The sequence below is a fragment of the Geobacillus sp. TFV-3 genome (assembly GCF_009901865.1).
GTDB classification, from domain to species: Bacteria; Bacillota; Bacilli; order Bacillales; family Anoxybacillaceae; genus Geobacillus; species Geobacillus thermoleovorans_A.
In genome coordinates this window covers 3,323,922-3,349,821 of the sequence record NZ_MPSP01000001.1, presented here as the reverse complement: position 1 = coordinate 3,349,821, position 25,900 = coordinate 3,323,922, and the positions used below count along the sequence as shown (strand labels likewise).

Sequence of the window (25,900 nt, the reverse complement as noted above, 5' to 3'; positions counted from 1 at the left end):
CCCCCTCCATCATCCTTTTTAATTGTCATTTTGTAAGATTCATCCATGCACCATGGCGAAGAAGCGATACTTTTTCCCCACCGTCGGTCGCCATCGTTACCGCAATTTGATCGTCATATGGTGATGGCGCAATCGAGGTAATTTCATTTTTCGTACTTCCCATTGTTATCCACGATTTGGTAGATGGATCGAAGCAGCGGATTGTGTAAAGGCCGTTTGCTTCAACAACAACGTAAATGCGGCTTTTGACAACCGCCATGTCAATGATGTTCTGCTTATCAAGCAATGTTTGTTCTACTCCGTTTCGGATCACTTTCAATGATGGCGGACTCATTTCATCATCCGTTGCGCTTACATATACGATGTCATGGTTTGATAGAAACGCGCTGTCAACCTTATTGTCTGGCGACGAAGTTAATGGTGTCGGCTGTTTTGTTGGTGAAGACAGGTCGACAAGAATCAGCTGCGGATCGGTTCCGCTTGTATCAATGGAATCGACATCGGTTTTTTGATCGTCCGTGTAATTCGTTTTCCCTTCATTCGCTACTGTGTATAATAACTTTGTTCCATCGGAAGAAAGACGAAGATCTGTTTTGTACTTCACTTTGTCATCAATGAGCTTGGTGACGGTTCCATTGTCTAAGGCAACGACCGCGACCGCCTCATTGTTGCTGCCGTAAATGCAATAGAGTGAGCGGCCATCGCTGGACCAAACGAGATCCGTTTTGACCTCATCGTCTTCGCCGATTTGTTGGACCGTGTTGGAAACGAAGTCTATGACAAACAAATGACCGTTTTCATCGACGTAAGCAGCTTTTTTTCCATCAGGTGATAACGTAAGATCCATTTCGTTGATGGAACGGATGGCCGTTCGCGAGCGAATGTCCAAAAGCAGTGAAGAGGCTTCATCCGGTCGGCTGATGAGCAATGTATTTTGATCGATCCATTGTGGATTGATGCTCGTTCCTTTGATGAAACCAGACGTGGCGATAAATCGATCTTCCTTCTCGATATCTCCCCCTAGTGCATAGACGATGGCGGACAGATTGATGTACGGCACGCCGTTTTGAATGAATGGCGCGGTCGGCAAGGAGGTTTTTTTGCCGCCGGCGTTCAATACATAACTAAACGGGTGGAAGAGAATTGTCCGGTTGCCTTTTTCCACCTTAACCATGCTCGTTTTTTTGTCAACGTGTACAGTAGCGCCAAAAGCAACGGCAACATCATTGACTGAATAAAAAGATGTTTGTCCTAACACGAGACCGTGAATCGTGGCTGTGGAGCCGTTCACTTGCCATGTCTCGCGAAATGGGCGAAAGCTGCCGGATGTCGACACGATGGCGACGCCAGCTTCTGCTTTCCATTGTCCACCTAAGAGAGCGGCGATTTGCTTGGCATCGACGTACAGTTCTTGACCAAAACGCTGTGGGGCGACAGACAATGAAACGGATTTGCCATTCACCAATGCCGCTTTTTTCCCCGTCTGAAGCACGATCCGTACGTTGGGAGATGTACGTCGAATTTCATAATATTGGTGTTTTTGATCATACCGATAATCGGCTGAAAACAGCTTGGCCATATCGCTCCCCGCCAATAAAACAGTTCCCGAACGATGGAGCGAACGGATCGTCATCAATTTGCCGTTGACATTGACAATATAGTGAGATGCGGCTGTATTCTTTTCCGCTGCGGCATAGGCATGTCCATCGAGAGCCGTCCATGATGAGGGGGAAGCCGCCAGCAAAGCTGTCGCCATGACAGTTCCGGCAATGATTTTTTTCACGAGAGCCTCTCCTTTCTATTTTTCCTTTTGCATGAGAAGCGGGTTTCATTGTTTGATGGAAGGCGATCCTCCTTTCCATTCAAAGGATTTAAGAAATTTTTCCTAAGCATAAACGATTATATGAGAAAATTGTAAAAGGAATATTTTGTTTTATTTAAAGTGTATTGATATTTTGTGTTTTCAGTGTTAATTTCACTATGCAACGCATTTCTAGTTCCAATATGATGACGAATGAATGGAAGCTCCAGCCCCTTTTAAGCAAAGTGATCATTATAGGCCAAAATGAACAACATCACGGAAAGGGAAAGAAGAACAGATTTGAGGTTGGCCAAAAGATGCACTAGCGCCTGCCAAGCAAAGTGCGGCTGTTGTGTTTGGCTGCACTCGTCATGCTGCTACTGGAGCCGGATCGGCCGGAAAAAATGTAGTCATTTTTCATCTCGACAACTTTTCCAGCCTCGCGCACAACTTATGCTGCCACCCAACGTCGCCGGTCATGCTGGCCAGCAGCGACAGGTTTTTGAGTTTCGCGATCTCCATACTCCTCTTGACATTGACAGAATCGCTTGGTGAAGATTTGGATGTTTTGAAGAAAAATAAACCCGCCTCGACATGGGCGGGTTTTTTCTGTCAATCCAAATACTTCTCGCATAACGATACAAACTTTCCATCTGACTTTAGCCCTTCCAAAATGCTTCTCAACATTGCACTTCTTTTGGGAAGCTGCTTCTCGAACTCTGCCACAAATGTGTCCTTGTCCCACTGTGATTTGCCAGCGTGATAAAACAGCTTTTCCAGGCGTTCCAACTCGTCGGCAGTAAAGCCAGTGGCTAAGGCCAGAATCGCAAAGCTTTTGTGCTCCTTGTTCACCATATCTAAGAGTAACGTAATTGCGTCGGTGGCTAGACTTAATTTTGCTTCAAGATCCTTGATTCTTTCCTCGTTCATAAGCACCCTCCTTGTACTATAGTAATACCCAGTCTACGAATTTTGAAATGATCCAACCAACCTGTCTCGCTGTACTCAGTGGTACTCCCAGATCATATAACGTCCCGCTAACTTGATCTTGAATGATTTGGATAGAAAGGTCTTTCCAAGAAGCTATGGTCCGCAAGGTATCAGCAATATTATCGGCATATTCCCTGATAGTATCTGCTATCTTTTTACTGCCGTAGTCCTCAACAAAGTCGAGCAATTTTTTAATGGCTTGCGATTCCAGCATGTCTGCTAACGTCAATACCGCTTTCTTGAGAGCTGCAGTTTTGATACCCTGTGTTTCTACCTTTGGCGACACTGTGTTGACCTTCGCCACAGAAGGGGTGAGTTGTGACACCGTGTTTGTCTCTGCGGCAAAAACAGAAGTAGGTACTGCTACCGCCAAAACAGACAGAGCTAAAACAGGAGATAAAATTCTTTTGAACAACTTCATAGACAGCTTCATAAATTTCCCCTCCCTTTTATCGGTTTATTTATTTCAATGAGTACTATAAAAGGTTAAAAAAGTAAAAGTATGTCAAAAGGTTAAAAAAGTAAAAGTATGTCGCAATTTGTTGTTCACAAAAAGTTTATATAACCCATATTAGTACTCACATTTCGCACCCTAACAGAGAGGGGGGAGGAAGTGTGATCCAGTTTCACGACTTTGGCATTGACATTCAAACGTATACGGATCGTGGGAAAGAGAACAATTTTCCCGACGTGAACCAATGTCCCTCCCCACTGTCCATCCCGCCGCCCTTGCACCGTCACGGATACTACCAACGCTATGCGTTGACGGCAGAGGGGGAGTATCACCTTTGGATTGCACGATACGCTCGTGAGAATGACGCAAAACCGTGAGTGTGCTGCCTTCTTTCCTCCTCCCGTATGTTCAATATACACGGCCGGTCATCTGGCAAGCGGTCAAAACGTGGCTCGAAACGCCAAGGCGAGGAGCGAAGACCAAACAGGTTGGTTTTCCCACCAAGGAGGTGATCCTGTTTTATGTCCGACGATTTTTTACGGAATCTCTCCCACTTGCATCACGCGGCGGGGAGGAGATGGGGGATCATCGGCCCTGTGGGGAACGCAAGAACAGAACGGGCGGTTTGGTGGATGCAGACCATGGAGGGACGGGGGGCTCGATCATCCAAGACATGTGGACAAACGAGAGGTGGCATCCGTTTGCGGATCAAATGGCTTCCTAATTTTCTATTGAAAACCAAAAAAAAAAGAGATGGTTGGTGTTCCCACAAACCCTTCCTCTCGACGAATCTCGAGCCGTTTCGTAAGATAGGGGGCAGAGGGGACCGGGACGGTCCAACATCACAGGGAGACAGGGAGGAGATCCGGATGGATGAATCGATGAGACACGACATCGCGCTGTTTCGGTACGGGCTGATCGCTCCGTTGGTGAATGGCCAGGTGGAGCCCAAAGCGTATTTGAATGAGGTGGGCGGGCGAGTGCATTCGATTCCTCATCAAGGGGACAAACCCATTGCGGCGAAGACGATTCTGGATTGGTGCGCCCGATACAAAAAAGGGGGCTTCGACGCCTTGAAGCCGAAGCGCCGTTCGGACCGCGGCCGCTCCAGACGTCTGTCCCCCGATGATAAGGATCATATTCTAGCATTGAGGAAGGAACATCCCACCATGCCCGTGACCCTATTCTACGAACAACTCACCAAGCTGGGGGACCATTCCCACCACCCTCTCATACTTTACTATATACCGATTGTTTCGATGGCACGATCAACCTTATACGAAGTGCCGCCTCGGTGTTTTTTGCAAGCAAAAAATGCAGAGAAGTGCAAGAAAAAATACATAGGCTTGCCAGCTCAAGACTTAAGGTTCCAGACCGGGGGAAGAGGACGGCTGGATCGCGGAGAGAGCGTTCCGCAGTCGATAGCTCTCTCCCGTAAAGGCCAGGATGTGGGCATGGTGAACCAAGCGATCCACCAGCGCAGCTGTCAAGCGGTTGTCCCCAAACACCCGATTCCACTGTCCAAATTCCAGATTCGACGTCACGATGACGCTTTTTCGCTCATAACAGTCGGCGATAATATGAAACAACAGCTCCGATCCTTGCTTTTGAAACGGCACATAGCCGAGTTCATCCAATATCAACAGTTCGCACGCATCGATGCTTCGTTTCAGCCGCCCGAGCGTGCCATTTTTCAATGCCTCTTCCAGCTGGGCGACGAGATCCGCGACGCGGAAAAACCGAACCTCATGGCCTTGTTGGCACGCCTGGATGCCGAGCGCTGTGGCGAGATGGGTTTTTCCTGTCCCGGGCGAGTCTAAAAGCAGAACGTTTTGCTTTCGCTCCAAAAAGCGAAGGTCACACAATTCCTTCTTCGATGTCGTGGTCGGCCAGTGGATGTGATCCGACCATTCGTAATCCTTCAGCCATTTCAACTCCCGAAACTTGGCTTTCTTGATCAGCCGGGCCTGTTTCGCCTGCTGGCGGCACGACAGCTCCAGCGCCAATACATCCCGCAAAAACTGTTCTTTCGTTTCGAACATCACCTCCTCGAATCGATCCGCGATATAGGCCAAATGCAGTGCTTTACAAATCTCTTTCACCTCTGCTCTCATCCCTGGACACCCCCTTCCCGAACAGGATGAAGACGTTGATCATACACCGTTAAGTCCGTTTCATAGTCGATCAGGACGGAAGGGGTGTACGATTCTTTCCACTTGGCCGGGTAATGGGATTGCTCGGCTTCCATCAACACCCCGATTTCATGAGGAGCCAAGTCCCATCGCTGACTCTCCTCGAGCCACTGGGCGATTTCATAAAGCGTGCAACGATCCAACAGCGCTCGCAGCCCTTTCAAACGGGCCGCCACCTGGGGCGGGGTGCCAGCCAGATACGTTCGGATCGCTTCCGGCAAGTACGCCCGGTATCGGGAATGCCCGACAACCCGGGGTTTGGTCTCCCACTCAGCGAAAATCTCTTTCCAAGGGATCTCGCGTTTCACGTTCGTATACGGCCTTGGCATCTCAAGATGTATGCCTCCGTCAGGAGAGAGCACAAAGAAACGATCCCACTCTTTTTTCACCAATACCCGGTTGGGGACGGACAGGCCATGGACGACGAACGCCTTCCCATCCACCATCACTTCTCCGTACTTATTCACGTAAGCGTGATCGAGGGAGAAGATCGGAAGATCTTGTTCCGGCAACGCCAACAGCTCCGGCCGCTCTTCCTGCCATAGCTCCTCTATCAACCGCCCCTTTTCATAATGAGGGCGGTTTCGGTCCTCGACCATCTTGCGATGCAGCCACTCCACCAGCTCCGGATCCGACTCGATCAACGGAGCCGGGACGAAACAAAGGTTGCGAGTGTAATAGACTTTTCGCTCCGCATTTCCTTTCTCATGTCCGCTGTATGGATTGCACACTTGTACATCAAACCGATAGTAGAGTTGAAATTTCTCAAAAGCCTCGGTGAATTGGCGTTCTCCCCCTTTTCGAATCGACACGATGGCCGCGGACAAATTGTCAATGCGCAATGCCTTTGGCACTCCCCCAGCCTGACGAAACAGCTGCGTCAACCCATGGAGGAAGCATTCACTGTTTTCCGCCGGCAGCGGATAAGCAAACGCAGCGTTGCTATACGGGAAGCTTACGATCAAAACCGATCGTTCTTCTTCCTTCCCCTCCTTCGTCACCACCGTCATCTTCCCGAAATCCACCTGCGCCTCGCCTGGCGGGTGCTCAAGTCGTTCATAGCGCTGTTCTTTCTCGAGTTTGAGCTGCGGTCTTCGTTTTTGCACGTACGCGCAAACGGTGCGATACGAGCCTTGAAATCCATGGTCACGACAAAGCGCTTCAAACATCGTCTTGTTCGTTCGCCGTTGTTTTCTCGGCAGCTTGGCATCCTCCTCCAACCAGTCATCAATGATTTGCCCGTATCCTTCTTCCTCCATCATCCCCTTTTTGCGTTTGATGGTTGGTTGGACAGAAATGCCGCCATCCGCGTATTTCTTGACCGTTCTCCAGTTATATCCCGTTTCGCGGGAAATTTCCGCAATCGATAACCCTTTCTTTTCACGCAGTTTTCTGATACGATTCATTTCGGGCATTGCCAGCATCCTTTCGCTCCTCCACTGTTTGGTTTATGTGTTCACAACTTCCACAGTAGAGGAAATGTTAGGGGCTGGCAAGCCTTTTTTCTTTGCCTTAGGCTCTGCACGTTTCGTTGCAGAACTCTGTATTTTTATTTTGCACTAAACAGCCTCGGTTCATTGGGCAATCGATTGAGCTCCGCTATGACGAACGAGGCGTCTATGTGTACGAAGAGGGCAAACGGGTGGCGGAGGCCGTTCGGGTGCGTATGGAGGACAATGCCTATGTAAAGCGCCCACCGGTCGCCGTTTGCGGCGGTTTCGGCGAAGGAGGGCGAACAGGATGTATAAAACGTTTTATTCCCTCTCGCGGGAGCCATTTGCGAAAGAAACCGACCCGTCTGAGGCGTATCAAGGGGCGGCGTTTCAAGAAGCGCTGCGGGCGCTGGAGTACGTGAAGCGAACGCTGGGAATCGGGCTGTTGATCGGAGAGCCGGGGGGAGCAAGACGTTCGCCCTTCGGGCGTGGAAGGAATCGTTGCCCCCTTCTTTGTATCATGTGGTCTACTTCCCGTTATCGACCGGAGGCGTGATGGATGTTTACCGCGGGCTGGCCCTTGGGTTGGGGGAAGAACCGAAATACCGCAAGGTGGACCTCTTCCGCCAAATCCAGCAAGCGATCGAGCGATTGTATCATGAACGGCGGATCAAACCGGTGTTCATATTGGATGAGATGCATTTCGCAAAGGATGCCTTTTTACAGGACATCGCCATCTTGTTCAACTTTGAGATGGATTCGACCAACCCATTTATCTTGATGTTGGCCGGGCTACCCCATTTACAGGGGAAGCTGCGGCTCAATCAGCACCGTCCGCTTGACCAACGGATCATCATGCGATATCGGATGGGGCCGCTGGAGAAGGAAGAGGTGACGGGCTACATCGAGCATCGGATGAAACAGGCTGGGGCAAAGCAGCCGATCTTCACCCCATCGGCGTTGGAGGCGATCGCCCTGCAGTCGCGGGGATGGCCTCGGGTGATCAACACATTGGTTGCGACTTGCCTGCTGTACGGGCGTCAGCTGAAAAAGGACGTCATTGACGAAGAAGTGGTGCGCATGGCCGTAGAGGAAATGGGGTATTAGCACGAAAGGGGCCGAATCGGCCTCTTTTGTGCTTTCTCTTTTCCATCGGTCCATCAGGCGCGCTGGAAATCTTCATCTCAAAGAGCGTGCAACCGTTTCGAAAGAATGTGCAAAATCCGGAACAATCCGCAAAAATTTTGCACATTATTTCGGAATCCATCTGAAATAATTTGAAAAAGGGATTCTGAAATAATGTGACAATTTACACCAAGTGAACGAGGGCTTGCCGGCCGTCAAACATATTGTAGAGAATGGCTTGAACAGCATCGTTGACTCGAGTCTGGCACTGCGGATCGACGGGAACGAGATGGTCAATCGATTGGGGGAAACCCAGTTTTTTGAATAGAGCACTTATGATATTCAAATAAGAATTGCGATAGACCGATTCGATTTGCACATCCATGAGAGAAAAACTCCTTCACTTTCCTTGTGTGTCAAGGATTCATTCGACATCGGAATGAAAAAAATCCTCCTGATTTTCGTCGGAAGGGTACGAAATGTGAGGTCGAAATCAACATCATGAACGAGGGAACGAAGAAAGGATTTGATGCTTTGCCAAAAGGTTCTACTGGTGCCTATCATGAAAAGCATGGCAGCTGATTTTAGCGGAACTTTTTGTTCTAACCATAGAACGATGGCTGGATCGCGATGTTGGTGTTTGATCCTGTTATTCAAGTTTTGGAGCGGATTTTTCGCAAAAATTATCAACCGTATAGTGCACAGGTGGGTGATTTTCTTTTATAATAAATATGTCTTTACATCGATAATGACAGGAGGATACACATGAACGAACCGACGATTTCCCAGCGCAAGCTGTTAGGCATCGCCGGCCTTGGCTGGCTGTTTGACGCGATGGATGTTGGCATGTTGTCGTTTATTATGGCTGCCTTGCAAAAAGACTGGAATTTGACGGCCGGGCAAGTTGGCTGGATCGGCAGCGTCAACTCGATCGGCATGGCGGTTGGGGCGCTTTTGTTCGGACTGCTTGCCGACCGGATCGGCCGGAAAAACGTCTTTATTTTTACATTGTTGCTGTTCTCGCTTGGCAGCGGGCTGTCGGCGCTGACGACGACGCTGGCGGCGTTTTTGGCGCTCCGTTTTTTGATCGGCATGGGGCTTGGCGGCGAGCTGCCGGTCGCGTCAACGCTCGTTTCGGAGGCGGTGCCGGCTAAGGACCGCGGCCGGGTTGTCGTGCTGCTTGAGAGCTTTTGGGCGGGCGGTTGGCTGTTGGCAGCGCTCATCTCGTATTTTGTCATACCCGCTTACGGATGGCGAACGGCGTTATGGCTGGCGGCCATTCCAGCGCTGTATGCGATCTATTTGCGCCTCCGCCTGCCGGATTCGCCGCGGTTTGCGGCAGCGCGAAAAGAAGAAACGGTGTGGAATAGCATCATCAAAGTATGGTCCGCTCCCTATCGGAAAGAGACGGTGATGCTTTGGCTGCTTTGGTTTTGCGTCGTCTTTTCGTATTACGGCATGTTTTTATGGCTGCCGAGTGTCATGGTGATGAAAGGGTTTAGTTTAATTAAAAGCTTTGAATATGTGCTCATCATGACGCTGGCGCAGCTCCCGGGTTATTTCAGCGCCGCATGGCTGATCGAGCGGGCGGGGCGTAAATTTGTCTTGGTCACGTACTTGCTTGGCACAGCATTGAGCGCCTACTTTTTCGGCACGGCTGAGTCGCTCGTTGGGCTGATGGTGTCCGGCATTTTCTTGTCGTTTTTCAATCTCGGCGCTTGGGGAGCGTTGTACGCTTATACGCCGGAGCAGTATCCGACCTCCATCCGCGCGACAGGGGCGGGCATGGCGGCGGCGTTTGGACGCACCGGCGGCATTTTTGGCCCGCTGTTGGTCGGCTCTCTCGTCGGCCAAGGTGTGTCGGTGACGGCCATTTTCACACTGTTTTGCTTGTCAGTTCTCGTTGCGGCCTTGGCGGTCGCCGTGCTCGGAAGCGAAACGAAGCAACAAGAACTCGCTTGAATGAACTTGTTGTCCGGAAGTTCCGAGTCGGACGTCCTGATGAGGGGGCTGATTTTTGACTGCGGCATCCGCCGGGGGCGCTCCGAAGTTGACAAACGAACGGTGGGGGCGATACCTTAAGGGTAAGCCCCTTTTTTATTTTGGAAAAAACGGACCGGCGTGCGTCGAGACTGGTTCGTGAACGCCAAGGGGAAAGCCAGCGCGAGAGGCGGTGAATCGATTTTGCGTCCGTCCGTGTCCGTCGTCATTCCGACGTATAATCGCCTATATCCGCTTGCCGAGCTGCTTGAGTCGTTAAGCCGGCAGACGTACAAGCCGTCTGAGGTCATCATCGTCAACGACGGCGGCGAGCCGGTTCATGATGTCGCCGCCTTGTATCCGGAGCTCGACATCCGTGTCATCGACCGCCGCGACAACGAAGGACATGTCGCGGCTCGCAATGCGGGCGTGAAGGTGGCGCGCGGGGAATGCATCATGCTTTGCGACGACGATGACCTAGTGTTGCCGTGCCATCTGGAGCGGATGGTGGCGGCGCTCGAGCATGCGGACTTCGCCTATGCCGATGCGGAAATTGTCCGGTATCGGATGGAAAATGACCAACGCATCCCAACCGCCCGTTTTTTGTTTGCTTATGAGTATGATTTGGAAGCGATGCGAACGTTTTCAACGTACGTCCCGTCTGGAAGCGTGTATCGAAAATCGCTCCATGACGAGATCGGCTGCTTTGACCCGTCTGTCCACCATTATTGGGATTGGGACTTCTTTTTGCGCGCGGCGGCGGTATGTCGCGTCACCCGTGTCGCGGCGGCGACTGTTTTATATGCGTTCAGCCCGGACGGCGACAACGTGTCGCGACAGCTAGACGACAAGCGGCGTCAGTATTTGCGGCGGCTTTGCGAGAAGCACGGGCTTGGCGAGTTGCCGGTGAAAAACTTTTGGCTTTTGCTTGACGAGCCGGATGTCGCGAAGCGCCGGGCGGACAGCGAAGTCATTTGGGACGGACAGCCGGTCGTGTCGCGGTTTTGGGCGCAAAAAAATGGCCGCGACCATTGACATCGGTCTTTTTGGTTTGCTATGATAGTGGACAAATCATATATGGATCGCGATGACGGATCAATAGTAGTTAACCCTCTCTTCCGAAGCGAGCCGGGGACGGTGGGAGCCCGGTGAAGACGGTTAATGAAACGGCAGTCCGGAGCGGGAATGGAAAAAAGAGGATGTGCTGTCGGCGCATCAACTAGGGTGGAACCGCGGGAGCTACGCTCTCGTCCCTAGGCGTTAGGCCTAGGGGCGAGGGCGTTTTTGATTGTTGGAAACCGAAATTGGAGGAGGATGAAAACAATGGCTGTTACCATGGAAGAAATCGTCGCTCACGCCAAGCATCGCGGCTTCGTTTTTCCAGGGTCGGAAATTTACGGCGGGCTCGCGAACACGTGGGATTACGGCCCGCTAGGGGTCGAGCTGAAAAACAACATCAAACGGGCGTGGTGGAAAAAGTTCGTTCAAGAGTCGCCGTACAACGTCGGGCTCGACGCCGCCATTTTGATGAACCCGAGAACGTGGGAAGCGTCCGGCCATTTAGGCAATTTCAACGATCCAATGGTTGACTGCAAACAGTGCAAAGCGCGCCATCGCGCCGATAAGTTGATTGAGCAGGCGCTCGAGGAAAAAGGAATTGAGATGATCGTCGACGGTTTGCCGCTTGCGAAAATGGATGAGCTCATCCGCGAATACGACATCGCCTGTCCGGAATGCGGCAGCCGCGATTTCACGAACGTGCGCCAGTTCAACTTAATGTTCAAAACGTACCAAGGCGTCACCGAATCGAGCGCCAATGAAATTTATTTGCGCCCAGAGACGGCGCAAGGCATTTTCGTCAACTTTAAAAACGTCCAGCGCACGATGCGGAAAAAGCTGCCGTTTGGCATCGCGCAAATCGGCAAAAGCTTCCGCAATGAAATTACGCCGGGCAACTTCACGTTCCGCACGCGCGAGTTTGAGCAGATGGAGCTCGAGTTTTTCTGCAAGCCGGGCGAAGAACTGAAGTGGTTTGAGTATTGGAAGCAGTTTTGCAAGGAATGGCTGGTGTCGCTCGGCATGAACGAGGAAAACATTCGTCTGCGCGACCATGCGAAGGAAGAATTGTCCCACTACAGCAACGCTACGACCGACATCGAGTACCATTTCCCGTTCGGCTGGGGCGAGCTGTGGGGCATCGCGTCGCGCACCGATTACGACTTAAAGCGGCATATGGAATACTCGGGCGAGGATTTCCATTACCTTGACCAAGAAACGAACGAACGCTACATCCCGTACTGCATTGAGCCGTCGCTTGGCGCCGACCGCGTCACGCTTGCGTTTATGATCGACGCCTATGACGAGGAACAGCTGGAAGACGGCACGACCCGGACGGTGATGCATTTGCATCCGGCGCTGGCGCCGTACAAGGCAGCCGTCTTGCCGCTGTCGAAAAAGCTCGCTGACGGGGCGCGCCGCATTTACGAAGAGCTGGCGAAACATTTCATGGTCGACTATGACGAAACCGGCTCGATCGGCAAACGGTACCGCCGCCAAGATGAAATCGGCACGCCGTTTTGCATCACGTACGATTTCGAGTCTGAACAAGACGGCCAAGTCACCGTTCGCGACCGCGACACGATGGAACAAGTGCGGTTGCCGATCAGCGACCTAAAAGCTTTTTTGGATCAAAAAATCGCCTTTTAATGAAAAACGCCGGGGCATCGATGGAGCCTCGGTGTTTTTGTGAAAAGGGGATGGAAATGAGACTGGTATTTTGTTTAAATTTTAAGAAAAATAACGAACTTTTGCTGTATAAATGTAAAATAGGAGTGTATATAGGTTGTAATAAAGAATTTCCGACCTCCATGTCCTGTTTTTATCACCTGACAAGCTGGCATGGTGACAAGAAGAGTGAACAATGCCATGTAAAACAAAATTTCAACTTATATAGACTAGTTCTTGCATCCCACAACAATCGAGGGGTCAAACATGATGGAAGAGAAACCGATCTACTACGATGGGAGTGGGCATCCGCCTAGCAGTGGTGGAAACGTTGTCAAAAGCGAACCGTTTACGCTTACGGATGAAATACAAAAACAAATCAGCGGCAACCTGTTTGTCGTTGAACAAGGAGAATAACCGGTCTGTACTGACATGGCCTGCTTAGTAAGGCAATTTTTTTGATTCAAATGGGTTGACATTTGAGTTGCTTCTGTCTAGAGAGCGTTCTTTTTTGTTGTTCCAGCGGCGGAAGCGAAACTGAGGAGGCGGCGACGTTCGTATGCGACGGATGTCCAACGTATGGTATAATAAGCCATATAGCAGTGAGGAGTGGAGGTTCACCATTTGTGAACAAGGATCAACGATATCGCCCGACGCGTGGACACAGTATAGCGGCAGCGCTGGCGGCCGGGCTGTTTGGCCTGCTTCTGTTCGCTGGCGGTCATCTGCCGCTTTTGCTCGAATTCTATCATCCTATTCTTCTGTCTTTAGGGTTTGCCGTTGTTGTCGTCTGTTGGCTTGTCGCCTTGCAAGGATGGGCCGTATTTCCGCATACGCTGTCAACGGAACGGCTCATGATGGGGGCGTTGTTTTTTTCTGCGGGGGCGCTCTTTTCTGTTCATTTTGTCCTTTCCTTCACAGAGGATGACGTTTTGGCGGCGCTGTTTTCGCTCGCTGCCCGCTTTACGCTTGCTTGGGGGCTGCTCTTTCTCTTTTCGCGGCGCGATGAGGTGATGGAACGGCAAAGCGGGCAACGTTGGCAGTCGTTTTTGGCCGCGTTTTTGTATACGGCGGTTGTTAGTTTGTTCATTCACATCACGTTCCCATTTTGGCCGGCGCATGGGACGAGCCGCTGGCCGTTTTGGTGGCGCGCCGGGGAAGGAGCGGTCGGTTTGCTTGATGCAGCGGCGGCCGTTTTCGCATGGCGGCGTTTTCGCCAAGGGAGGGCTCCCGCTTCTCTATACTGGTCTATGGCGTTTCTATTATTTGCCCTCGGCCAATGGCTGTTTGTGCTTGGCAGCGGGTACGGGCTATGGGGGCAGTTTTATGAAATGGCTGGATTTTTGTATGTCGTGCGTGCCATGTATGTGGAAACAGTGGAAAAGCCGTACCTGGAGCTGAAGCACCGCGAACAACAGCTTGAGATGATGGCGAACGCCCTTGGAGAAGGATTGCTGATGGTCAATCGCGACGGGCAGATCGTTTGGATGAATCCGGAGGCGAGCCGATTGATCGGCGCCACGTTGGAAGAGGCGAAAGGCAAGCCGTTGTTTTCGTTTGTCTCGCTCGCGGGGCCAGACGGCGACAAGTGGGATTGGAAGCAGCTGCGCCGCGTTGTCAAACGGCTGAAAAGCGGCGAGGTCATCCGCGTCGAGGAGGAGCCGTTTCGCCGCCGCGACGGCGTTTGCCTGCCGGTCGGTTATACGCTGGCGCCGGTGTTGGAAAACGGTGCGCTGGCGGGGCTTGTCGCCGTCTTGCGCGACATGACGGAGAAAAAAGAGAAAGAGCGGCTTGAGCGCGAACGCGAACAACTCGACTTTGAACTGTCGCTTGCCGCGAATATGCAGCGATCGCTTTTGCAGACATCTTCGAAAGTGAACTTGCCTTCGTACATCGACATCGGCGTCCTCAGCGTCCCTGCCCGAGTGTTGAGCGGCGATTTTTATCACTTTGCTGTCCATCAAACATCCGTGTCCGTCGGTATTGCCGATGTATCTGGAAAAGGCATTCCAGCGGCAATGCTCATGACGCTGATGAAATTTATTCTGGACCGGACCGTCCATTACGGAACGCAGCCGCACGTGTATCTTGACCTGCTGAACCGATTCGCCTACGACTACACCGAGCCGTCGATGTTTGTCACGATGTTTGTCGGCAATTACAACGAAAAAACGCATACGTTCTCGTACGCGTGCGCTGGACACGAACCGGCGCTTTGGTATCGAGCGAAAACGAAGCAATGCGTGCCGTTAGGCGCCAAAGGCTGTGCGCTCGGCTTGTTTCCGCAATTTTCGTTTGAGACGAAATCGGTTGTGCTCGAACCAGGCGATTTTGTGCTGCTGTACACCGACGGGGTGACGGAAAAGCGTACCGAAGAGGCGGACGATGATTTTTCCGTTCTCGCCGCGATGGTCGCCCGCGTCAACCTTGATCAGCCGGCGCCGGAGATCGTGCGCGAGTTGTACGAGCATATTCAAGCGTATCATCGATACGAGCCAAAAGATGATCAGACATTGTTGCTGCTGCGCCGCCGTTAGCACCGGCGGCGCTATGTTTGACCGCTATGACGAATAGGCGGCAAGCTGCCGTTTTAATTTCGCGATCGCCCGCTTTTGAATGCGGCTGATCGTCATTTGCGAGACACCGAGCCGCTCAGCGAGCGCGCGCTGCGTTTCCCCGCGCCGGAAGACGGCGTCGATGACGATTTGTTCTTGCTCGCTCAGTTTGCCGATCGCCTGCTCCAAGTCCATTCGCTCAATCAATGACTCGATTTCGTTCGCTTCATCAGCGACGAATTCACCGATCGTCGCCGCATCCTTTTCCCCGTCTTGCACCGGGGCATCGAGCGAAACGGCTTGGTAATGATCCCGTCCGGCCAAAATTTCGATCGTTTCTTCGACCGATAAACCTAAGTGGCCGGCGATCTCATCGATCGTCGGGGACCGCTCGAGCTTGACGGTCAATTCATCGATCGCTTGCTGCACTTTGCTTCCTTTTTCCTTCACCTTGCGCGGCACTTGGATGTACCATGCTTTGTCGCGCAAATAGTTTTTCATGTAGCCGATCAAGCTTTTCATCGCATATGACTCAAAGCTTGTTCCTTGCTTGGGATCGTAATGGTCAAGAAGACGCAAAAACGACAGCCGTCCGATTTGAAACAAGTCTTCGTAAAAGTCAGGGCGGCTGCGCGCCATTTTCCGCGCCGCGGCCGCAATGAGCGGCTCGAAGCGCACGAGCAAGGCGGTCGCCGCTTCTTCCGTTTTTGTTTGTTGATAGGCGGAAATGAGGGCGTCAAGCTTGCTCTTGGACAGAGGAGGGGGATATACAGTCATGGGCATGCTCTCCTTCGCCGTGATGGCGGAATTTCGTCAGGCGGACTTCCGTTCCGCCCTTTGTGGTGACGGTGACATCGTCCATGAGCGCTTCCATCAAAAACAGGCCGAGACCGCCCGCTTTGACGTCTTCAAGCGGCTTCGAGGACAGGGGCGCCGTTTGTTTGGACACTCGTTTGTAATCAAACCCTTTGCCTTCGTCCTTGATGGTGATCGAAAGCGCATCAGCGCGCATCTCGAAACAGAGATGAATGACGCCACCCGTTCCGTTGTACGCATGCAAAACAGCGTTGTTGCACGCTTCTGAGACGGCCACTTTCATATCTTCAATCTCTTCATAGGAAAACCCCATCTTGGCAGCCAGCCCGTATAGCGTCAAACGCGCGACATCGATAAACTGCGCATCAGCTGGAATCGACAGCTGTACGACGGTTTCATGCTCCTTCATGATTGCCCCTCGACCCTTTCTGTCGTGTCATTCATGGCCGAAAACAAATAAGATACGCCGGTTAAATCAAACAAGCGTTGCACTTTCGGCGGCACGTTCTCAATCATAAATGGCGCCCCTTGCTTTTTTCGCATTTTTAATAGCGCGACAAACATTCCGATGCCGGTGCTGTCGATATACGTCAATTCTGCAAGGCGGATGACGAGCGGCTTTGACGCATCGCCAGCGAGCGGCTCGACGGCGCGTTGAAACTGTTCGGCCGCCGCCAAATCAAGCTCGCCTTTTATGTATACAACATGCCGGTCTGGCTGTTCTTCATGTACAACGTAAAATCGTTTCCTGTCCATGGTCGTTCACCTCAAATGATCGATAATTTGGCTTGATGATGGCGCGGGAAGGTTGTCCACCTTGCAATGTTTACACTACTATACCCATATTTTATACTATATGAAACAGGAAAGGGCAGGGGAACGCGATGTTCACAAAGTGGAAAGAATGGGCAAGGGCGCTGAAACGGGGCATATTCGTCTTGTATTCTGCGGTTCGCGACCGGCGCGTTTCTATTTGGCTGCGGCTGTTTATGGTGGTCGTTGTGGCATATACGTTCAGCCCGATCGATTTGATTCCCGATTTCGTTCCGGTTCTTGGGTATATCGATGATTTGTTGCTTGTGCCGCTTGGCATTTACTTGGCGCTGAAATGGCTCCCGAACGACATCGTCGCCGAACACCAGGCGCGGGCGGAAGAGCTCGCCAAGCGCGGCAAGCCGACAAGCTGGGTGGCTGGGGCGCTGATCATCCTTTTGTACGTCTGGCTTGGCGTCTGGCTGCTCCGCTGGTTGATTTCGTGGGCTGGACTTGATATATTTTGATCTTCCCTTCAGTTTTTTGCCTATGGCTGAGGCAGGGGATTTGCACATGTTCCTTTGGCGAAGCAGGTTCCGCTGCTGTTGCCAAGGTCTTAACTTTCACTTCGCTTTGACGCTGGGGGCTTTTTGGTTACAATGATAAAAGGAAAAAAGCCGACGGCAAAAGGAGTTGCTTACAATGCCGATTCTCAAAAACGACTGGGCTCCGCTGCTTGAAGAGGAGTTTCAAAAACCGTACTACTTGAAGCTGCGCGAATTTTTAAAAGTAGAGTACCGAACGCGGACGATCTATCCCGATATGCATGATATTTTCAACGCTCTTCATTATACGCCGTATGCGAACGTCAAAGTTGTGCTGCTTGGGCAAGACCCGTACCACGGCCCGGGGCAGGCGCACGGGCTTAGTTTCTCCGTCAAGCCGGGAGTGCCGGTGCCGCCGTCTTTGGCGAACATTTTCAAAGAGCTGCATGACGACCTTGGCTGCTACATACCGGATAACGGCTATCTCGTGAAATGGGCGAAGCAAGGGGTGCTATTGTTAAACACGGTGCTTACGGTCCGGCGCGGCCAGGCAAACTCCCACCGCGGCAAAGGGTGGGAACATTTCACCGACCGCGTCATTGAACTCGTCAATGAAAAAGACGATCCGGTCGTCTTTTTGCTTTGGGGCCGGAACGCTCAGGAGAAAAAAGAACGGATTACAAACCCGCGCCATCTCATTATCGAAGCGCCGCACCCAAGCCCGTTTTCCGCCGCGCGCGGCTTTTTCGGCCATCGACCGTTTTCGCGGACGAATGCGTTTTTAGCTGAGCACGGACGCGAACCGATCGACTGGCAAATTGAAAACATCGGCGTCCGCACCGAATGAGCAAGGGGGAAGAAATCATGGCTATTTCATTTGCTGCTGTCGTTGCCAAAATTGAAGACGAATTGCGCAAAGCCAAGGCGGTCAATGATCCGCAACGGATGCGTGAACACGTCGCCGCTATCCGTGCCTTATGCGACTTAATGCTCGAAACAGCTGGCCAGCCGCAACCGTCTACTCCGTCTGTCCCTACAGGTCCGCTTGTCGTTGGCGGGCCGATTTCAGCTGGGAGCGGGCTTTCAGTTGGGGGGGTGTCCGTTGGCGGGCGTTCTCCAGACATTGACGATGAGGCGAACGGGGAGTCGTTGTTGGATTTTTGAAGACGAGACAAAGAAAACCCGTAGAGCGGTTTTCTCCACGGGTTTTCCAGCTTAACCGGCTTGTTCTGTTTGGCGCTGGAGAACGAGAAGCGGTTCTCTGGCTTGCGCGTTCGGTCAGTAGCGCTCCAACTTGCTTGTTCTGTCAAATTGGTGGTGACAACAGGGGGCACGATTTTTAACCCGTTCTCGCGAATTTTTCCATGGCGAACTACTCGCCACCTACACTTCGCTTAGAGGTGGAGGCTTCAAGCGACTTGTGCGTGTTTGCTGAACGGTAAGCCACACACAAGACCCCTTTACGCTTCCCTTCATTCCGAAGGTGTCCGTTCTAACCATAGACTATCCTATTCGTTGGCGATTGGCAACCGAAATTCATCTCCCGCCTACTCACTGGGCTGTGCCCTTCACGTTCCTTGAGGCGGGAGACTTCTTTCGGAAATTACGTTAAAAGAGGTCAAAAACAAAATGTGAAAGAAACATTGCTCATAAATCCTTGACTGACTCCCTTGCCGCTATCGATTTGTGATCGGAGGGCGCCTCGTTTATAATGGGAAGAGGAAACTTCGATGAGAAAGGCGGATGTGAGTGATGAAATCGTTGATCATCCTCGGTGCACTCAACGCGTTTTTGGCTGTGGCGTTGGGAGCGTTTGGCGCACACGGGCTTGAAGGGAAGATTCCGGATCGTTATTTGGAGATTTGGAAAACGGCGGTCCAATATCAGATGTTCCACGCATTAGGGCTGTTTGTTGTCGGATTGCTCGCTGGCAAGGCGCCAAATGTCGGGCTGATCGGTGCGGCGGGCTGGGTGATGTTCGCCGGCATCGTGTTGTTTTCCGGGAGCTTGTACGTATTAAGTGTAACGCAGATTAAGCCGCTTGGCGCGATCACTCCGTTTGGCGGCGTCGCCTTTTTGGTCGCCTGGGTGATGATCGGCTATGCGGCGTTCAAATGGCTGTAAACGAAGCGCAGGGCAAGGTGTACCCCGAGCAGGATGCCGTCGCATCGGATGAAAAGCAGGCTACCTTGGGGGCAGCCTGCTCATCGGCTTGCACTCAGCGCGGCGAATAGGAGGCGAGCGGCGTGGCGGAGGCACCGGCAAACGGATATTCGTAGGCGATTTCTCCTTCAAATGTGACGTAATCGAGATAAATCATCGGGATCAAATAGCGCGTTCCCGTTTGCGGGTCGCTTAAAATGACATGGTCGCGTCCAGCCGCTTCAATGACGCCGCGAAACACCTTGGCATTCCACTCACGGTTGTTTTCAAACGTCGCATAGATCGTGGCGACTTTTCCTTTGTTTAACCGCAAAATGTTTTCAATGTACGATTCTTCAATCGGCAGCATCCCTGGAATCGATGGTCCGGCGGTGGTCGGCGTTGGTGTCGGGGCGGTAAACGTCGGCGCCTGCAAACCGAACGTTGGAGAGGCGGCTGTCGCCGGTGCCATCGTTGGAGCGGCAGCCGCTTGTGCATAGTAATAATACGGGTACGCCGCCGGATAGTACGGCTGCGGATACGGATAGCCGTATGGATAGGATGCATACGGTTGTTGCCGTTCTTGACCGAACGGCGAATAATAAAATGATTGTTGCTCCTCATCAAGTGGATAAAATTGATTTTCTGGATTGTTCGGCATAAAGAACCCTCCTCAATATTAAGAATAGACACGTGGGCAGTCGGATGGAGTCGGTGCAAAAAAGCAATGCGATTTGTAGCGGCCGACGTTCCACTGGCCAAACCATTGCGGTGGGCACGGTTGACCTTCAGGTGGTTTAAAAAACCAAAGGGCGTTTGTCGCTGGGTGGTAGCGCCAACCGCGGAGCACTTGGCGGGCTAGGCCTATATCCACTTCGCGCGCCCGTTGGTAAAAGTACCCTTTTTGCACCGCCTCAAAGCCGCCCGGGCTTTGAAACACCATTTGCCGGATAGAGCGGATGCCGCGGAAGTCAAGGCAGTCGGCGATGACGCGGTTGACGCCGACGTTGCCGACCATGAGCATCCCAAGCCGCCCGTCTCCTTCCGCTTCGGCTCGCATGAGCCGAGCCAACAACTTCACTTCTTCTTCTGTGTGGGCTACAATGGAGGGAGCGATCTGACCCATATCGTCACCTCAGTCGTTGTGAATTTCGACAGTAATAGGCTATTGATGGAACAGGAAAATGGTGACAGACAGGCGATTTCTCGGAGGAATTTCTGATTTATATGTATGGGGCAGTTGGGCTGGATATGACAGAAACAGGGGAGGTTGACCAAAAAGGGAAACCCGTTGCGCAAGAAAGACTCGTAACATGATGTGCAAAGGGATGACGGCGGAAGAAATCGCTCGTTTGGTTGACCTTTCAGGGGGAGGAGCTCGCCGGTTGCTTGAAGAACAGGAAAATAAGCGAAGGGGCCCTGGACATATCCCTGTCAAGTAGACAGTGTTTAAAAAGACCCTCTCATCAGCTTCATCAATCATAGTTGATTGGGCTTTGTCAGTGTCAAGGAAATCACTTGACACTGACAGCCCATCAACTAATTGGTAGACAAGCTGATGGAGGAGCTATTCTAGTCATCAGTGATTCCTTGTGTTATGCACATACCTTCTTTCTGTATTGTACAGGGCTAAGATATGTGAGTTTCTTTTGAATGCGCCTATTATTATAAAACTCGATATATTTATGAACAGCTGCTTCTATATACATGCTCATTAAAAAGTTAACCTTCGTATAACCGGTGCACACTCCGGTTATCCTGTTCCTAAGGAAACCTATGGAAAAGGAGCGGGATCATTCATGAAACGTCTCAACATCACCCATGATCACGGATGGACGCCACGGACGCTTCGCAAACAGGAACGGAAAATCAAAAACGCGCTTCTTCGCCAACGGGTGATGGCGGTTCGTTTGGTCATGGAAGGTTATTTGGGCAAAGAGGCGGCCTCCATGGTCAACGTGTGCCGACAAACCGTTTCCCATTATGTGTCGCTGTTCAACGAAGGCGGTCTGGAGCTCTTGCTTCATCGGGATTTCGCCCCCGGACGGGAGCCGTTTCTCACCGAAGAACAGCAGGAAGAGATCAAACAGCTTGTGTTGACCACCACTCCCGCGGAACTGGGCTGGGACGTCGCTTCGGCGTGGAACACCAAACTCCTGCAATCCTATGTCGAAAAGCACTTTGGTGTTTGGCTTTCCCGTGAAGCGCTGCGAAAACTCCTGCACCGTCAAGGTCTGTCATGGACTCGCCCTACGTACACGCTGGCGAAAGGGAATCCGGATGAGCAAAAGCAATTTGAAAAGCAAATGGATTTGATAAAAAAAACTTGATCACCAAGGAGACAGAAGATGCCGTTCTTCTGTACATCGATGAAACGCATATCCGCTCTTATCATGTCTTGCGATCCACTTGGTCCGAGGTCGGCCGTCAAAAACGTGTGCCGACATTCGGCCATCATGCCCATGTTTCGGTATTTGGCGCCGTGAACGTCCACGATGGGGACACCGTGCTTCACCAAGCAGAAGCCGCCAACGCCACGACGTTCTTGGATTTCTTGCGCCTGCTCAAAGAGCGGCATCCCAACCGGATGATTGCGCTCGTCTTGGACAATGCCCGGATTCATCACGCTCGAATGGTGAAGGACTTTTTGCGAGAAGAAGGACAATGTTTTCATTTCCTGTATCTGCCGCCCTACTCGCCGCAGCTCAACCCGATCGAGCGTTTGTGGAAATGGCTGAAGGATACGGTGATCGCCAACGCCTTTCACAAAGACCGCCACGAGATCCTGCAAGCGGTTCAACGATTTGCTCATTACATTCAGGAACGCCCGGAGGAAGTGTTGCGGCGCTTGGGGTGTGCCGCGTAATCGAAAAGTTAACTTTTCAAGGTGCATTTATATAGGTCATCCATGGAGTGAAATTCCCCAAGATATATACATTCTGTTTTTAGATGGCTAAAAAAGTTTTCTATACAAGCATTGTCTAAACAGTTTGCTTTTCTGGACATACTTGGAATGATACCATGTTGTTGAAGAGCTGCGTGGTACTCATGGGATGTGTACTGGAACCCTTGGTCACTGTGTAAAATGGTTCCATTCACATCTCGTTTTTTTATTGCTTCGTCTAAGGTATCAAGAACTAGCTGAACATCATTTCTTTTACTGATTCGATACGAAATAATTTCTCTGTTAAAGAGATCGTATATAACGGATAAGTATAGACGTTGGTTGTTTAAAAGGAGATAGGTAATATCTGTCACCCATTTCTCATTTGGTTTACTCGTTGTAAATTGTCTATTTAATACGTTCGATACCGTAATTCTTTCCGAACCTTTTCTATACACTTGCTTTTTTCTACGAATTTTCGCCTGAAGATTCATCTGCTTCATTAAACGATAAATACATTTGTGATTGATTCTCCACCCGTACTCCCGCAAAATGTATGCCTTTACTCTTGGATAACCATAGGTTCCATTGGATACTTCATAGGCTTCCACGATCAAATTCATGATGTCCTGATTTCTTAAATCTCTCACTGTGGTTACATTTCTTCGTTTCAGCCACTTATAATAACCGCTTCTTGAAACACATGCTATCTTACATAACAAAGAAATAGGATAGGAACAACTAAGATCATGAATGATGGAATAGAAGACGGTTCTGTCTCTGGTTTTCACCTCCTTTTCAAAGCAATAAACTTTTTTAAGAATTCATTTTCTGCTTTGAGTTTTCGATTTTCTTCTTCTACTGTTAGTGGTTTCTTTCTAGGCCGTCCCCGTTTAGAGGAAATGGTTTTTCCTCTACGTTCTTTTAATCCTTCTTCTCCATACTGTTGATAGTTCTTTACCCAAATACGTACCCTTTTAGGATCTTTTATTCCCATTCTCTTGGCCACTTTTCGATAGCCTAATTGTTCATTCAAATACATCATGACTGTACGTAATTTCAATTCAAAACTATAGCTTTTGTATTTTGCATTTGATTTATCCAAAAAAATCCCTCCTGTATAGCAGTGTGTCCTTTTTCTACACTGTCTACACAAGAGGGATAATATCATGGTGAGGAAGGGGCTATTTTTATTTCCTTAATCGATGAAACGTGGATATAATGGATTTTCCCACTGTCTTTTTCTTTGAATCGCAATATTTGGTTTGACTGATCGTAGTAATGAACACGACCGATGACGCAGCATAAACGATAATTATGTATGTATTGAATCGAGAGATAAGAAGCAAACTCCATCGCCTCGAAAATGATCCGATTCCATTCTTCATATTGTTGCTCGTCGTGACAGGAGGTATGGATTCGCACTTCTTTTTCACGCAGCTCCTTTAGCATTTTGCGGTGCTCTGGCATTAAAAAGGGCGAGTATTTGATGATTCCACGATCGCGATGGTTCATGCCTGATGCCCTCCTATATAGTTGTTGCGGATGCGGGCAACGCTTCCAGGCGTGTAACTGACGGCACGCAATAGCGCGTTGGGACCAAATTTATCGCGGATTGCGTCCATTACTTTGGCAAGGGCGCGTTCTTTTGTTCTGTCTTCAAAAAAGGACAACTGCAAACATTCCTCATCCATTAAGTTTTCAAGGGACACATAAATGACGCGCACGCTTCGCCCGTCATAAAACTTATGGAAAATCCGCTTGCAAATGCGGTAGATATCCATTGTTAAGTTCGTGCCGGTGTCGAGGGTGACGGACTGATGGAATCCTCCTTCATTATGCGAATAGCGCACGCTAAACGAAACGGTGCGTCCTACTTTCCCGATTTCACGCGCTCGTTTTGCTACTTCCTCACAAAGCTCCAACACAACTGTTAAAATTTCGTTTTCCCGCCAGTAGTCGCGCAGTAATGTAATTCCTTTTCCGATACTTTTTTGAGGGAAGGTCCTTGCGTCGATAAAAGGAGGGCTTAAGTCAATTCCCCAAGCATGATAGTAGAGCTGTTCTCCTATTACGCCAAACCGTTTCCGTAAGCGATCCAGGGAACTGTTTGCCACATCTCCAAGCGTGTACATTCCCATATTGTTCAAATGTTTCTCCATTCGGCTGCCAATGCCCCAGATTTCCCGTAACGGAACTGGCCATAATTTTTTCGGAACTTCTTCATACGTACATTCAGCGATTCCTTGTTTTTTGGCGTATACATCAAGTACGACTTTGCTGATGAAACGGTTTGGACCGATACCAATGCAGGAAGGCAAACCGAATTGATCCCAGATCGCGCTTCGTATTTTTTGGGCCGCTTCCATGGGGGATCCATGCAGCTTTTCCGTACCGTCTAGGGTTATCCAGCTCTCATCAACGCTGTACGTGAGGATCGCTTCAAAAGGGACAAAGGTGGAAAACAATTCTGTAATTTGCACGCTGATTTCCAAATACCGCTTCATGCGGGCGTTAAAAATATGGATATGGCTACGGCGAGGAACTTCATATAGACGACTTCCTGTTTTGATTCCGTAATCTTGCTTCATTTTCGGAGACGCAGCTAAAACTACGCTCCCGCTTCGATTTTTATCTGAGACAACGACGACGTAATCCTCGAGAGGATCCAGTCCATGATCGACGCATTCGCAGCTAGCGTAGAAGCTCTTCATATCGATGCACAACATTTTATGTTTTGGCAGCCAGGAAATATCGAAGCACATCGACGCAAAGACCCCTTTTATAAGAACATATGTTTGATTTACGAATATATGTTCTTATATTTTGTTAAAAAAGTCAAGTGAAAACTGGGAAAAGAAGGAGATAAGCAGGGAGAGGAATTGTTAGACAAAAATAAAAAGACCGGATTGCTCCGGTCTTTACATAATGTATAATGTTGGAAAGTGGAGGTGATTTCTTGTTGAATTAACGGATGGCTATAATTCAAAAAGTTATTATCAACAGAGGGGGGTTTTGTAGTGTTAGACAAGAAAAAAGTAGGAAATATATTAGGTGTCGCGTCTTTGTTGCCTGTAATCATAAGTATCATTATTTTCTATATCGAAAGAGGTCCAAATGCTGATATTTATTTCGTGATCACAATTTATGGTATCTTATCAATTATTGGTATTTTATTCGCGGCGTTCTCGTGTTTGATGACTAAACGTTTCTTTCTGCTAATTATCAGCTTGATAGGAAATGGAGCGGTTTTGGCCGTTGCTTTTCTTTTGCTATTGGCAATGGGGATTAGTGAACCATAAAAAATATTCTTAAACTATTAGGTGGGTTAGTTGAAATAAGAGTTCTCAAAGTCGATTCCCTGACTGGGAAATCGGTTTTTTTTATTTCATTGGCTCTGTTAAACAATAGTGTTGATATTTCACCAAAAGAAAGAGGGACGGTTTATTAGTCCTTTGCTTTATTCCTTGTTGAACTAAAGCCCCCGTTTGTTGAAGATTGAATTT

28 protein-coding genes and 5 pseudogenes are annotated in these 25,900 nt (G+C 50.2%); 16 read left to right on the top strand and 17 right to left on the bottom strand.

From position 1 onward, the window contains the following. Positions 1 to 25 precede the first annotated feature (25 nt). The 4 genes and pseudogenes from BJQ97_RS16955 to BJQ97_RS16945 form a co-directional block, all read right to left on the bottom strand. The gene (locus tag BJQ97_RS16955; protein ID WP_160157462.1) at positions 26 to 1,783 is read right to left on the bottom strand and encodes a stalk domain-containing protein; all 1,758 of its coding nucleotides are present in this window, start codon (positions 1,781 to 1,783) and stop codon (positions 26 to 28) included. 435 nt (positions 1,784 to 2,218) lie between these two features. After that, positions 2,219 to 2,329 (bottom strand): annotated as a pseudogene (locus BJQ97_RS18270) (DUF7667 family protein); the annotation flags it as partial. An 84-nt stretch (positions 2,330 to 2,413) separates the two neighbouring features. Then, complete coding sequence (locus BJQ97_RS16950) at positions 2,414 to 2,731, bottom strand: hypothetical protein (RefSeq protein WP_013146668.1); 318 nt, start codon at positions 2,729 to 2,731, stop codon at positions 2,414 to 2,416. Positions 2,732 to 2,747: 16 nt separating this feature from the next. Further along, entirely contained in the window at positions 2,748 to 3,224 is a 477-nt protein-coding gene (locus BJQ97_RS16945) for a hypothetical protein (RefSeq protein WP_160157461.1), read from the bottom strand. Between the two features lie 182 nt (positions 3,225 to 3,406). On the opposite strand from BJQ97_RS16945, the gene BJQ97_RS18265 reads away from it, so the two are divergent. Together BJQ97_RS18265 and BJQ97_RS16935 are read left to right on the top strand one after the other, a co-directional pair. Further along, positions 3,407 to 3,622, top strand: a complete 216-nt coding sequence (locus BJQ97_RS18265) for a hypothetical protein (RefSeq protein ID WP_483867024.1) — start codon at positions 3,407 to 3,409, stop codon at positions 3,620 to 3,622. A 492-nt stretch (positions 3,623 to 4,114) separates the two neighbouring features. Further along, positions 4,115 to 4,514: pseudogene (locus BJQ97_RS16935) on the top strand (helix-turn-helix domain-containing protein); the annotation flags it as partial. Between the two features lie 92 nt (positions 4,515 to 4,606). Here BJQ97_RS16935 and istB read toward each other — a convergent pair. Together istB and istA are read right to left on the bottom strand one after the other, a co-directional pair. After that, positions 4,607 to 5,359, bottom strand: coding sequence for an IS21-like element helper ATPase IstB (gene istB, locus BJQ97_RS16930; protein ID WP_160157460.1), 753 nt, complete (start codon positions 5,357 to 5,359; stop codon positions 4,607 to 4,609). Continuing rightward, a complete protein-coding gene (gene istA, locus BJQ97_RS16925; RefSeq protein WP_160155207.1) occupies positions 5,356 to 6,861 on the bottom strand; it encodes an IS21 family transposase in 1,506 nt (501 codons plus the stop codon). Before istA ends, istB begins: the two co-directional genes overlap by 4 nt. A gap of 143 nt (positions 6,862 to 7,004) precedes the next feature. On the opposite strand from istA, the pseudogene BJQ97_RS16920 reads away from it, so the two are divergent. Together BJQ97_RS16920 and BJQ97_RS16915 are read left to right on the top strand one after the other, a co-directional pair. Next, positions 7,005 to 7,185, top strand: a pseudogene (locus BJQ97_RS16920) (IS481 family transposase); the annotation flags it as partial. Next, a pseudogene (locus BJQ97_RS16915) lies at positions 7,178 to 7,977 on the top strand (ExeA family protein). The pseudogenes BJQ97_RS16920 and BJQ97_RS16915, both read left to right, overlap by 8 nt. Before the next feature lie 208 nt (positions 7,978 to 8,185). Here BJQ97_RS16915 and BJQ97_RS16910 read toward each other — a convergent pair. Beyond that, positions 8,186 to 8,380, bottom strand: a pseudogene (locus tag BJQ97_RS16910) (DUF4277 domain-containing protein); the annotation flags it as partial. Between the two features lie 380 nt (positions 8,381 to 8,760). Here BJQ97_RS16910 and BJQ97_RS16905 point away from each other — a divergent pair. The 5 genes from BJQ97_RS16905 to BJQ97_RS16890 all read left to right on the top strand — a co-directional run bounded on the left by BJQ97_RS16905 (position 8,761) and on the right by BJQ97_RS16890 (position 15,236). Further along, positions 8,761 to 9,957 carry an MFS transporter gene (locus BJQ97_RS16905; protein WP_160157459.1) on the top strand — a complete coding sequence of 399 codons (1,197 nt, stop codon included), beginning with the start codon at positions 8,761 to 8,763 and terminating at the stop codon, positions 9,955 to 9,957. A gap of 222 nt (positions 9,958 to 10,179) precedes the next feature. Then, positions 10,180 to 11,010: a glycosyltransferase family 2 protein gene (locus tag BJQ97_RS16900; protein ID WP_160157653.1), complete on the top strand. Its 831-nt coding sequence runs from the start codon at positions 10,180 to 10,182 to the stop codon at positions 11,008 to 11,010. Positions 11,011 to 11,298: 288 nt separating this feature from the next. Beyond that, positions 11,299 to 12,681, top strand: a complete 1,383-nt coding sequence (locus tag BJQ97_RS16895) for a glycine--tRNA ligase (protein WP_160157458.1) — start codon at positions 11,299 to 11,301, stop codon at positions 12,679 to 12,681. Between the two features lie 285 nt (positions 12,682 to 12,966). Then, on the top strand, positions 12,967 to 13,116 hold the full coding sequence (locus BJQ97_RS17515; protein ID WP_201451709.1) for a hypothetical protein: 150 nt from the start codon (positions 12,967 to 12,969) through the stop codon (positions 13,114 to 13,116). 209 nt (positions 13,117 to 13,325) lie between these two features. Next, a complete protein-coding gene (locus BJQ97_RS16890; RefSeq protein ID WP_160157457.1) occupies positions 13,326 to 15,236 on the top strand; it encodes a SpoIIE family protein phosphatase in 1,911 nt (636 codons plus the stop codon). 24 nt (positions 15,237 to 15,260) lie between these two features. Here the strand turns inward: BJQ97_RS16890 and BJQ97_RS16885 are convergent, their stop codons facing one another. From BJQ97_RS16885 to BJQ97_RS16875, 3 genes are read right to left on the bottom strand one after another with little or no spacing between them, the layout of a single operon-like run. Then, positions 15,261 to 16,031 (bottom strand): sigma-70 family RNA polymerase sigma factor, encoded by a 771-nt coding sequence (locus BJQ97_RS16885; protein ID WP_160157456.1) that lies wholly within the window; start codon positions 16,029 to 16,031, stop codon positions 15,261 to 15,263. Beyond that, positions 15,991 to 16,479 (bottom strand): anti-sigma B factor RsbW, encoded by a 489-nt coding sequence (gene rsbW, locus BJQ97_RS16880; RefSeq protein WP_160157455.1) that lies wholly within the window; start codon positions 16,477 to 16,479, stop codon positions 15,991 to 15,993. Before rsbW ends, BJQ97_RS16885 begins: the two co-directional genes overlap by 41 nt. Beyond that, on the bottom strand, positions 16,476 to 16,826 hold the full coding sequence (locus BJQ97_RS16875) for an STAS domain-containing protein (RefSeq protein ID WP_160157454.1): 351 nt from the start codon (positions 16,824 to 16,826) through the stop codon (positions 16,476 to 16,478). Before BJQ97_RS16875 ends, rsbW begins: the two co-directional genes overlap by 4 nt. A 128-nt stretch (positions 16,827 to 16,954) precedes the next feature. On the opposite strand from BJQ97_RS16875, the gene BJQ97_RS16870 reads away from it, so the two are divergent. From BJQ97_RS16870 to BJQ97_RS16855, 4 genes are all read left to right on the top strand, one after another. Next, positions 16,955 to 17,350 carry a YkvA family protein gene (locus tag BJQ97_RS16870; protein ID WP_160157453.1) on the top strand — a complete coding sequence of 132 codons (396 nt, stop codon included), beginning with the start codon at positions 16,955 to 16,957 and terminating at the stop codon, positions 17,348 to 17,350. 175 nt (positions 17,351 to 17,525) lie between these two features. After that, the gene (locus tag BJQ97_RS16865; protein ID WP_066232256.1) at positions 17,526 to 18,215 is read left to right on the top strand and encodes a uracil-DNA glycosylase; all 690 of its coding nucleotides are present in this window, start codon (positions 17,526 to 17,528) and stop codon (positions 18,213 to 18,215) included. 17 nt (positions 18,216 to 18,232) lie between these two features. After that, on the top strand, positions 18,233 to 18,532 hold the full coding sequence (locus tag BJQ97_RS16860; protein ID WP_044732876.1) for a YwdI family protein: 300 nt from the start codon (positions 18,233 to 18,235) through the stop codon (positions 18,530 to 18,532). A gap of 588 nt (positions 18,533 to 19,120) precedes the next feature. Continuing rightward, positions 19,121 to 19,492 carry a DUF423 domain-containing protein gene (locus BJQ97_RS16855; protein WP_144329621.1) on the top strand — a complete coding sequence of 124 codons (372 nt, stop codon included), beginning with the start codon at positions 19,121 to 19,123 and terminating at the stop codon, positions 19,490 to 19,492. 94 nt (positions 19,493 to 19,586) lie between these two features. Here BJQ97_RS16855 and gerQ read toward each other — a convergent pair whose 3' ends face one another. The 3 genes from gerQ to BJQ97_RS18215 form a co-directional block, all read right to left on the bottom strand. Continuing rightward, complete coding sequence (gene gerQ, locus BJQ97_RS16850; RefSeq protein WP_160157452.1) at positions 19,587 to 20,171, bottom strand: spore coat protein GerQ; 585 nt, start codon at positions 20,169 to 20,171, stop codon at positions 19,587 to 19,589. An 18-nt stretch (positions 20,172 to 20,189) separates the two neighbouring features. Further along, positions 20,190 to 20,636, bottom strand: a complete 447-nt coding sequence (locus tag BJQ97_RS16845; RefSeq protein WP_011232884.1) for a cell wall hydrolase — start codon at positions 20,634 to 20,636, stop codon at positions 20,190 to 20,192. A 469-nt stretch (positions 20,637 to 21,105) separates the two neighbouring features. Further along, entirely contained in the window at positions 21,106 to 21,225 is a 120-nt protein-coding gene (locus BJQ97_RS18215) for an IS3 family transposase (protein WP_160157451.1), read from the bottom strand. Between the two features lie 84 nt (positions 21,226 to 21,309). Here BJQ97_RS18215 and BJQ97_RS18000 point away from each other — a divergent pair, with 84 nt between their 5' ends. Together BJQ97_RS18000 and BJQ97_RS17995 are read left to right on the top strand one after the other, a co-directional pair. Beyond that, the gene (locus tag BJQ97_RS18000) at positions 21,310 to 21,840 is read left to right on the top strand and encodes an IS630 family transposase (RefSeq protein WP_201451656.1); all 531 of its coding nucleotides are present in this window, start codon (positions 21,310 to 21,312) and stop codon (positions 21,838 to 21,840) included. Then, a complete protein-coding gene (locus BJQ97_RS17995; protein ID WP_268892780.1) occupies positions 21,837 to 22,376 on the top strand; it encodes an IS630 family transposase in 540 nt (179 codons plus the stop codon). Before BJQ97_RS18000 ends, BJQ97_RS17995 begins: the two co-directional genes overlap by 4 nt. An 8-nt stretch (positions 22,377 to 22,384) precedes the next feature. Here BJQ97_RS17995 and BJQ97_RS16830 read toward each other — a convergent pair whose 3' ends face one another. From BJQ97_RS16830 to BJQ97_RS16815, 4 genes are all read right to left on the bottom strand, one after another. Further along, positions 22,385 to 23,185 (bottom strand): IS3 family transposase, encoded by an 801-nt coding sequence (locus BJQ97_RS16830; RefSeq protein ID WP_160157450.1) that lies wholly within the window; start codon positions 23,183 to 23,185, stop codon positions 22,385 to 22,387. After that, positions 23,182 to 23,499, bottom strand: a complete 318-nt coding sequence (locus BJQ97_RS16825; protein ID WP_236567311.1) for a helix-turn-helix domain-containing protein — start codon at positions 23,497 to 23,499, stop codon at positions 23,182 to 23,184. The genes BJQ97_RS16830 and BJQ97_RS16825 overlap by 4 nt, the downstream gene beginning before the upstream one ends. A gap of 62 nt (positions 23,500 to 23,561) precedes the next feature. Next, positions 23,562 to 23,909 carry a YolD-like family protein gene (locus tag BJQ97_RS16820; protein WP_160157449.1) on the bottom strand — a complete coding sequence of 116 codons (348 nt, stop codon included), beginning with the start codon at positions 23,907 to 23,909 and terminating at the stop codon, positions 23,562 to 23,564. After that, the gene (locus BJQ97_RS16815) at positions 23,906 to 25,159 is read right to left on the bottom strand and encodes a DNA polymerase IV (RefSeq protein WP_160157448.1); all 1,254 of its coding nucleotides are present in this window, start codon (positions 25,157 to 25,159) and stop codon (positions 23,906 to 23,908) included. The genes BJQ97_RS16820 and BJQ97_RS16815 overlap by 4 nt, the downstream gene beginning before the upstream one ends. A gap of 255 nt (positions 25,160 to 25,414) precedes the next feature. On the opposite strand from BJQ97_RS16815, the gene BJQ97_RS16810 reads away from it, so the two are divergent. After that, positions 25,415 to 25,696: a hypothetical protein gene (locus BJQ97_RS16810; RefSeq protein WP_160157447.1), complete on the top strand. Its 282-nt coding sequence runs from the start codon at positions 25,415 to 25,417 to the stop codon at positions 25,694 to 25,696. Positions 25,697 to 25,900 lie beyond the last annotated feature (204 nt).

Excerpts from the sequence above, each read along its gene's own strand:
- BJQ97_RS16870 (WP_160157453.1), top strand. The coding sequence starts at position 16,955 with ATGTTCACAAAGTGGAAAGAATGGGCAAGGGCGCTGAAACGGGGCATA.
- BJQ97_RS16815 (WP_160157448.1), bottom strand. The coding sequence starts at position 25,159 with ATGTGCTTCGATATTTCCTGGCTGCCAAAACATAAAATGTTGTGCATC.
- BJQ97_RS16865 (WP_066232256.1), top strand. The coding sequence starts at position 17,526 with ATGCCGATTCTCAAAAACGACTGGGCTCCGCTGCTTGAAGAGGAGTTT.
- BJQ97_RS16895 (WP_160157458.1), top strand. The coding sequence starts at position 11,299 with ATGGCTGTTACCATGGAAGAAATCGTCGCTCACGCCAAGCATCGCGGC.
- rsbW (WP_160157455.1), bottom strand. The coding sequence starts at position 16,479 with ATGAAGGAGCATGAAACCGTCGTACAGCTGTCGATTCCAGCTGATGCG.
- BJQ97_RS16885 (WP_160157456.1), bottom strand. The coding sequence starts at position 16,031 with ATGACTGTATATCCCCCTCCTCTGTCCAAGAGCAAGCTTGACGCCCTC.
- BJQ97_RS18215 (WP_160157451.1), bottom strand. The coding sequence starts at position 21,225 with ATGAGCATGTATATAGAAGCAGCTGTTCATAAATATATCGAGTTTTAT.
- BJQ97_RS16855 (WP_144329621.1), top strand. The coding sequence starts at position 19,121 with ATGAAATCGTTGATCATCCTCGGTGCACTCAACGCGTTTTTGGCTGTG.
- BJQ97_RS16950 (WP_013146668.1), bottom strand. The coding sequence starts at position 2,731 with ATGAACGAGGAAAGAATCAAGGATCTTGAAGCAAAATTAAGTCTAGCC.
- BJQ97_RS16845 (WP_011232884.1), bottom strand. The coding sequence starts at position 20,636 with ATGGGTCAGATCGCTCCCTCCATTGTAGCCCACACAGAAGAAGAAGTG.
- BJQ97_RS16945 (WP_160157461.1), bottom strand. The coding sequence starts at position 3,224 with ATGAAGCTGTCTATGAAGTTGTTCAAAAGAATTTTATCTCCTGTTTTA.
- BJQ97_RS17515 (WP_201451709.1), top strand. The coding sequence starts at position 12,967 with ATGATGGAAGAGAAACCGATCTACTACGATGGGAGTGGGCATCCGCCT.
- istB (WP_160157460.1), bottom strand. The coding sequence starts at position 5,359 with ATGAGAGCAGAGGTGAAAGAGATTTGTAAAGCACTGCATTTGGCCTAT.
- istA (WP_160155207.1), bottom strand. The coding sequence starts at position 6,861 with ATGCTGGCAATGCCCGAAATGAATCGTATCAGAAAACTGCGTGAAAAG.
- BJQ97_RS16860 (WP_044732876.1), top strand. The coding sequence starts at position 18,233 with ATGGCTATTTCATTTGCTGCTGTCGTTGCCAAAATTGAAGACGAATTG.
- gerQ (WP_160157452.1), bottom strand. The coding sequence starts at position 20,171 with ATGCCGAACAATCCAGAAAATCAATTTTATCCACTTGATGAGGAGCAA.
- BJQ97_RS18000 (WP_201451656.1), top strand. The coding sequence starts at position 21,310 with ATGAAACGTCTCAACATCACCCATGATCACGGATGGACGCCACGGACG.
- BJQ97_RS16820 (WP_160157449.1), bottom strand. The coding sequence starts at position 23,909 with ATGAACCATCGCGATCGTGGAATCATCAAATACTCGCCCTTTTTAATG.
- BJQ97_RS16875 (WP_160157454.1), bottom strand. The coding sequence starts at position 16,826 with ATGGACAGGAAACGATTTTACGTTGTACATGAAGAACAGCCAGACCGG.
- BJQ97_RS16905 (WP_160157459.1), top strand. The coding sequence starts at position 8,761 with ATGAACGAACCGACGATTTCCCAGCGCAAGCTGTTAGGCATCGCCGGC.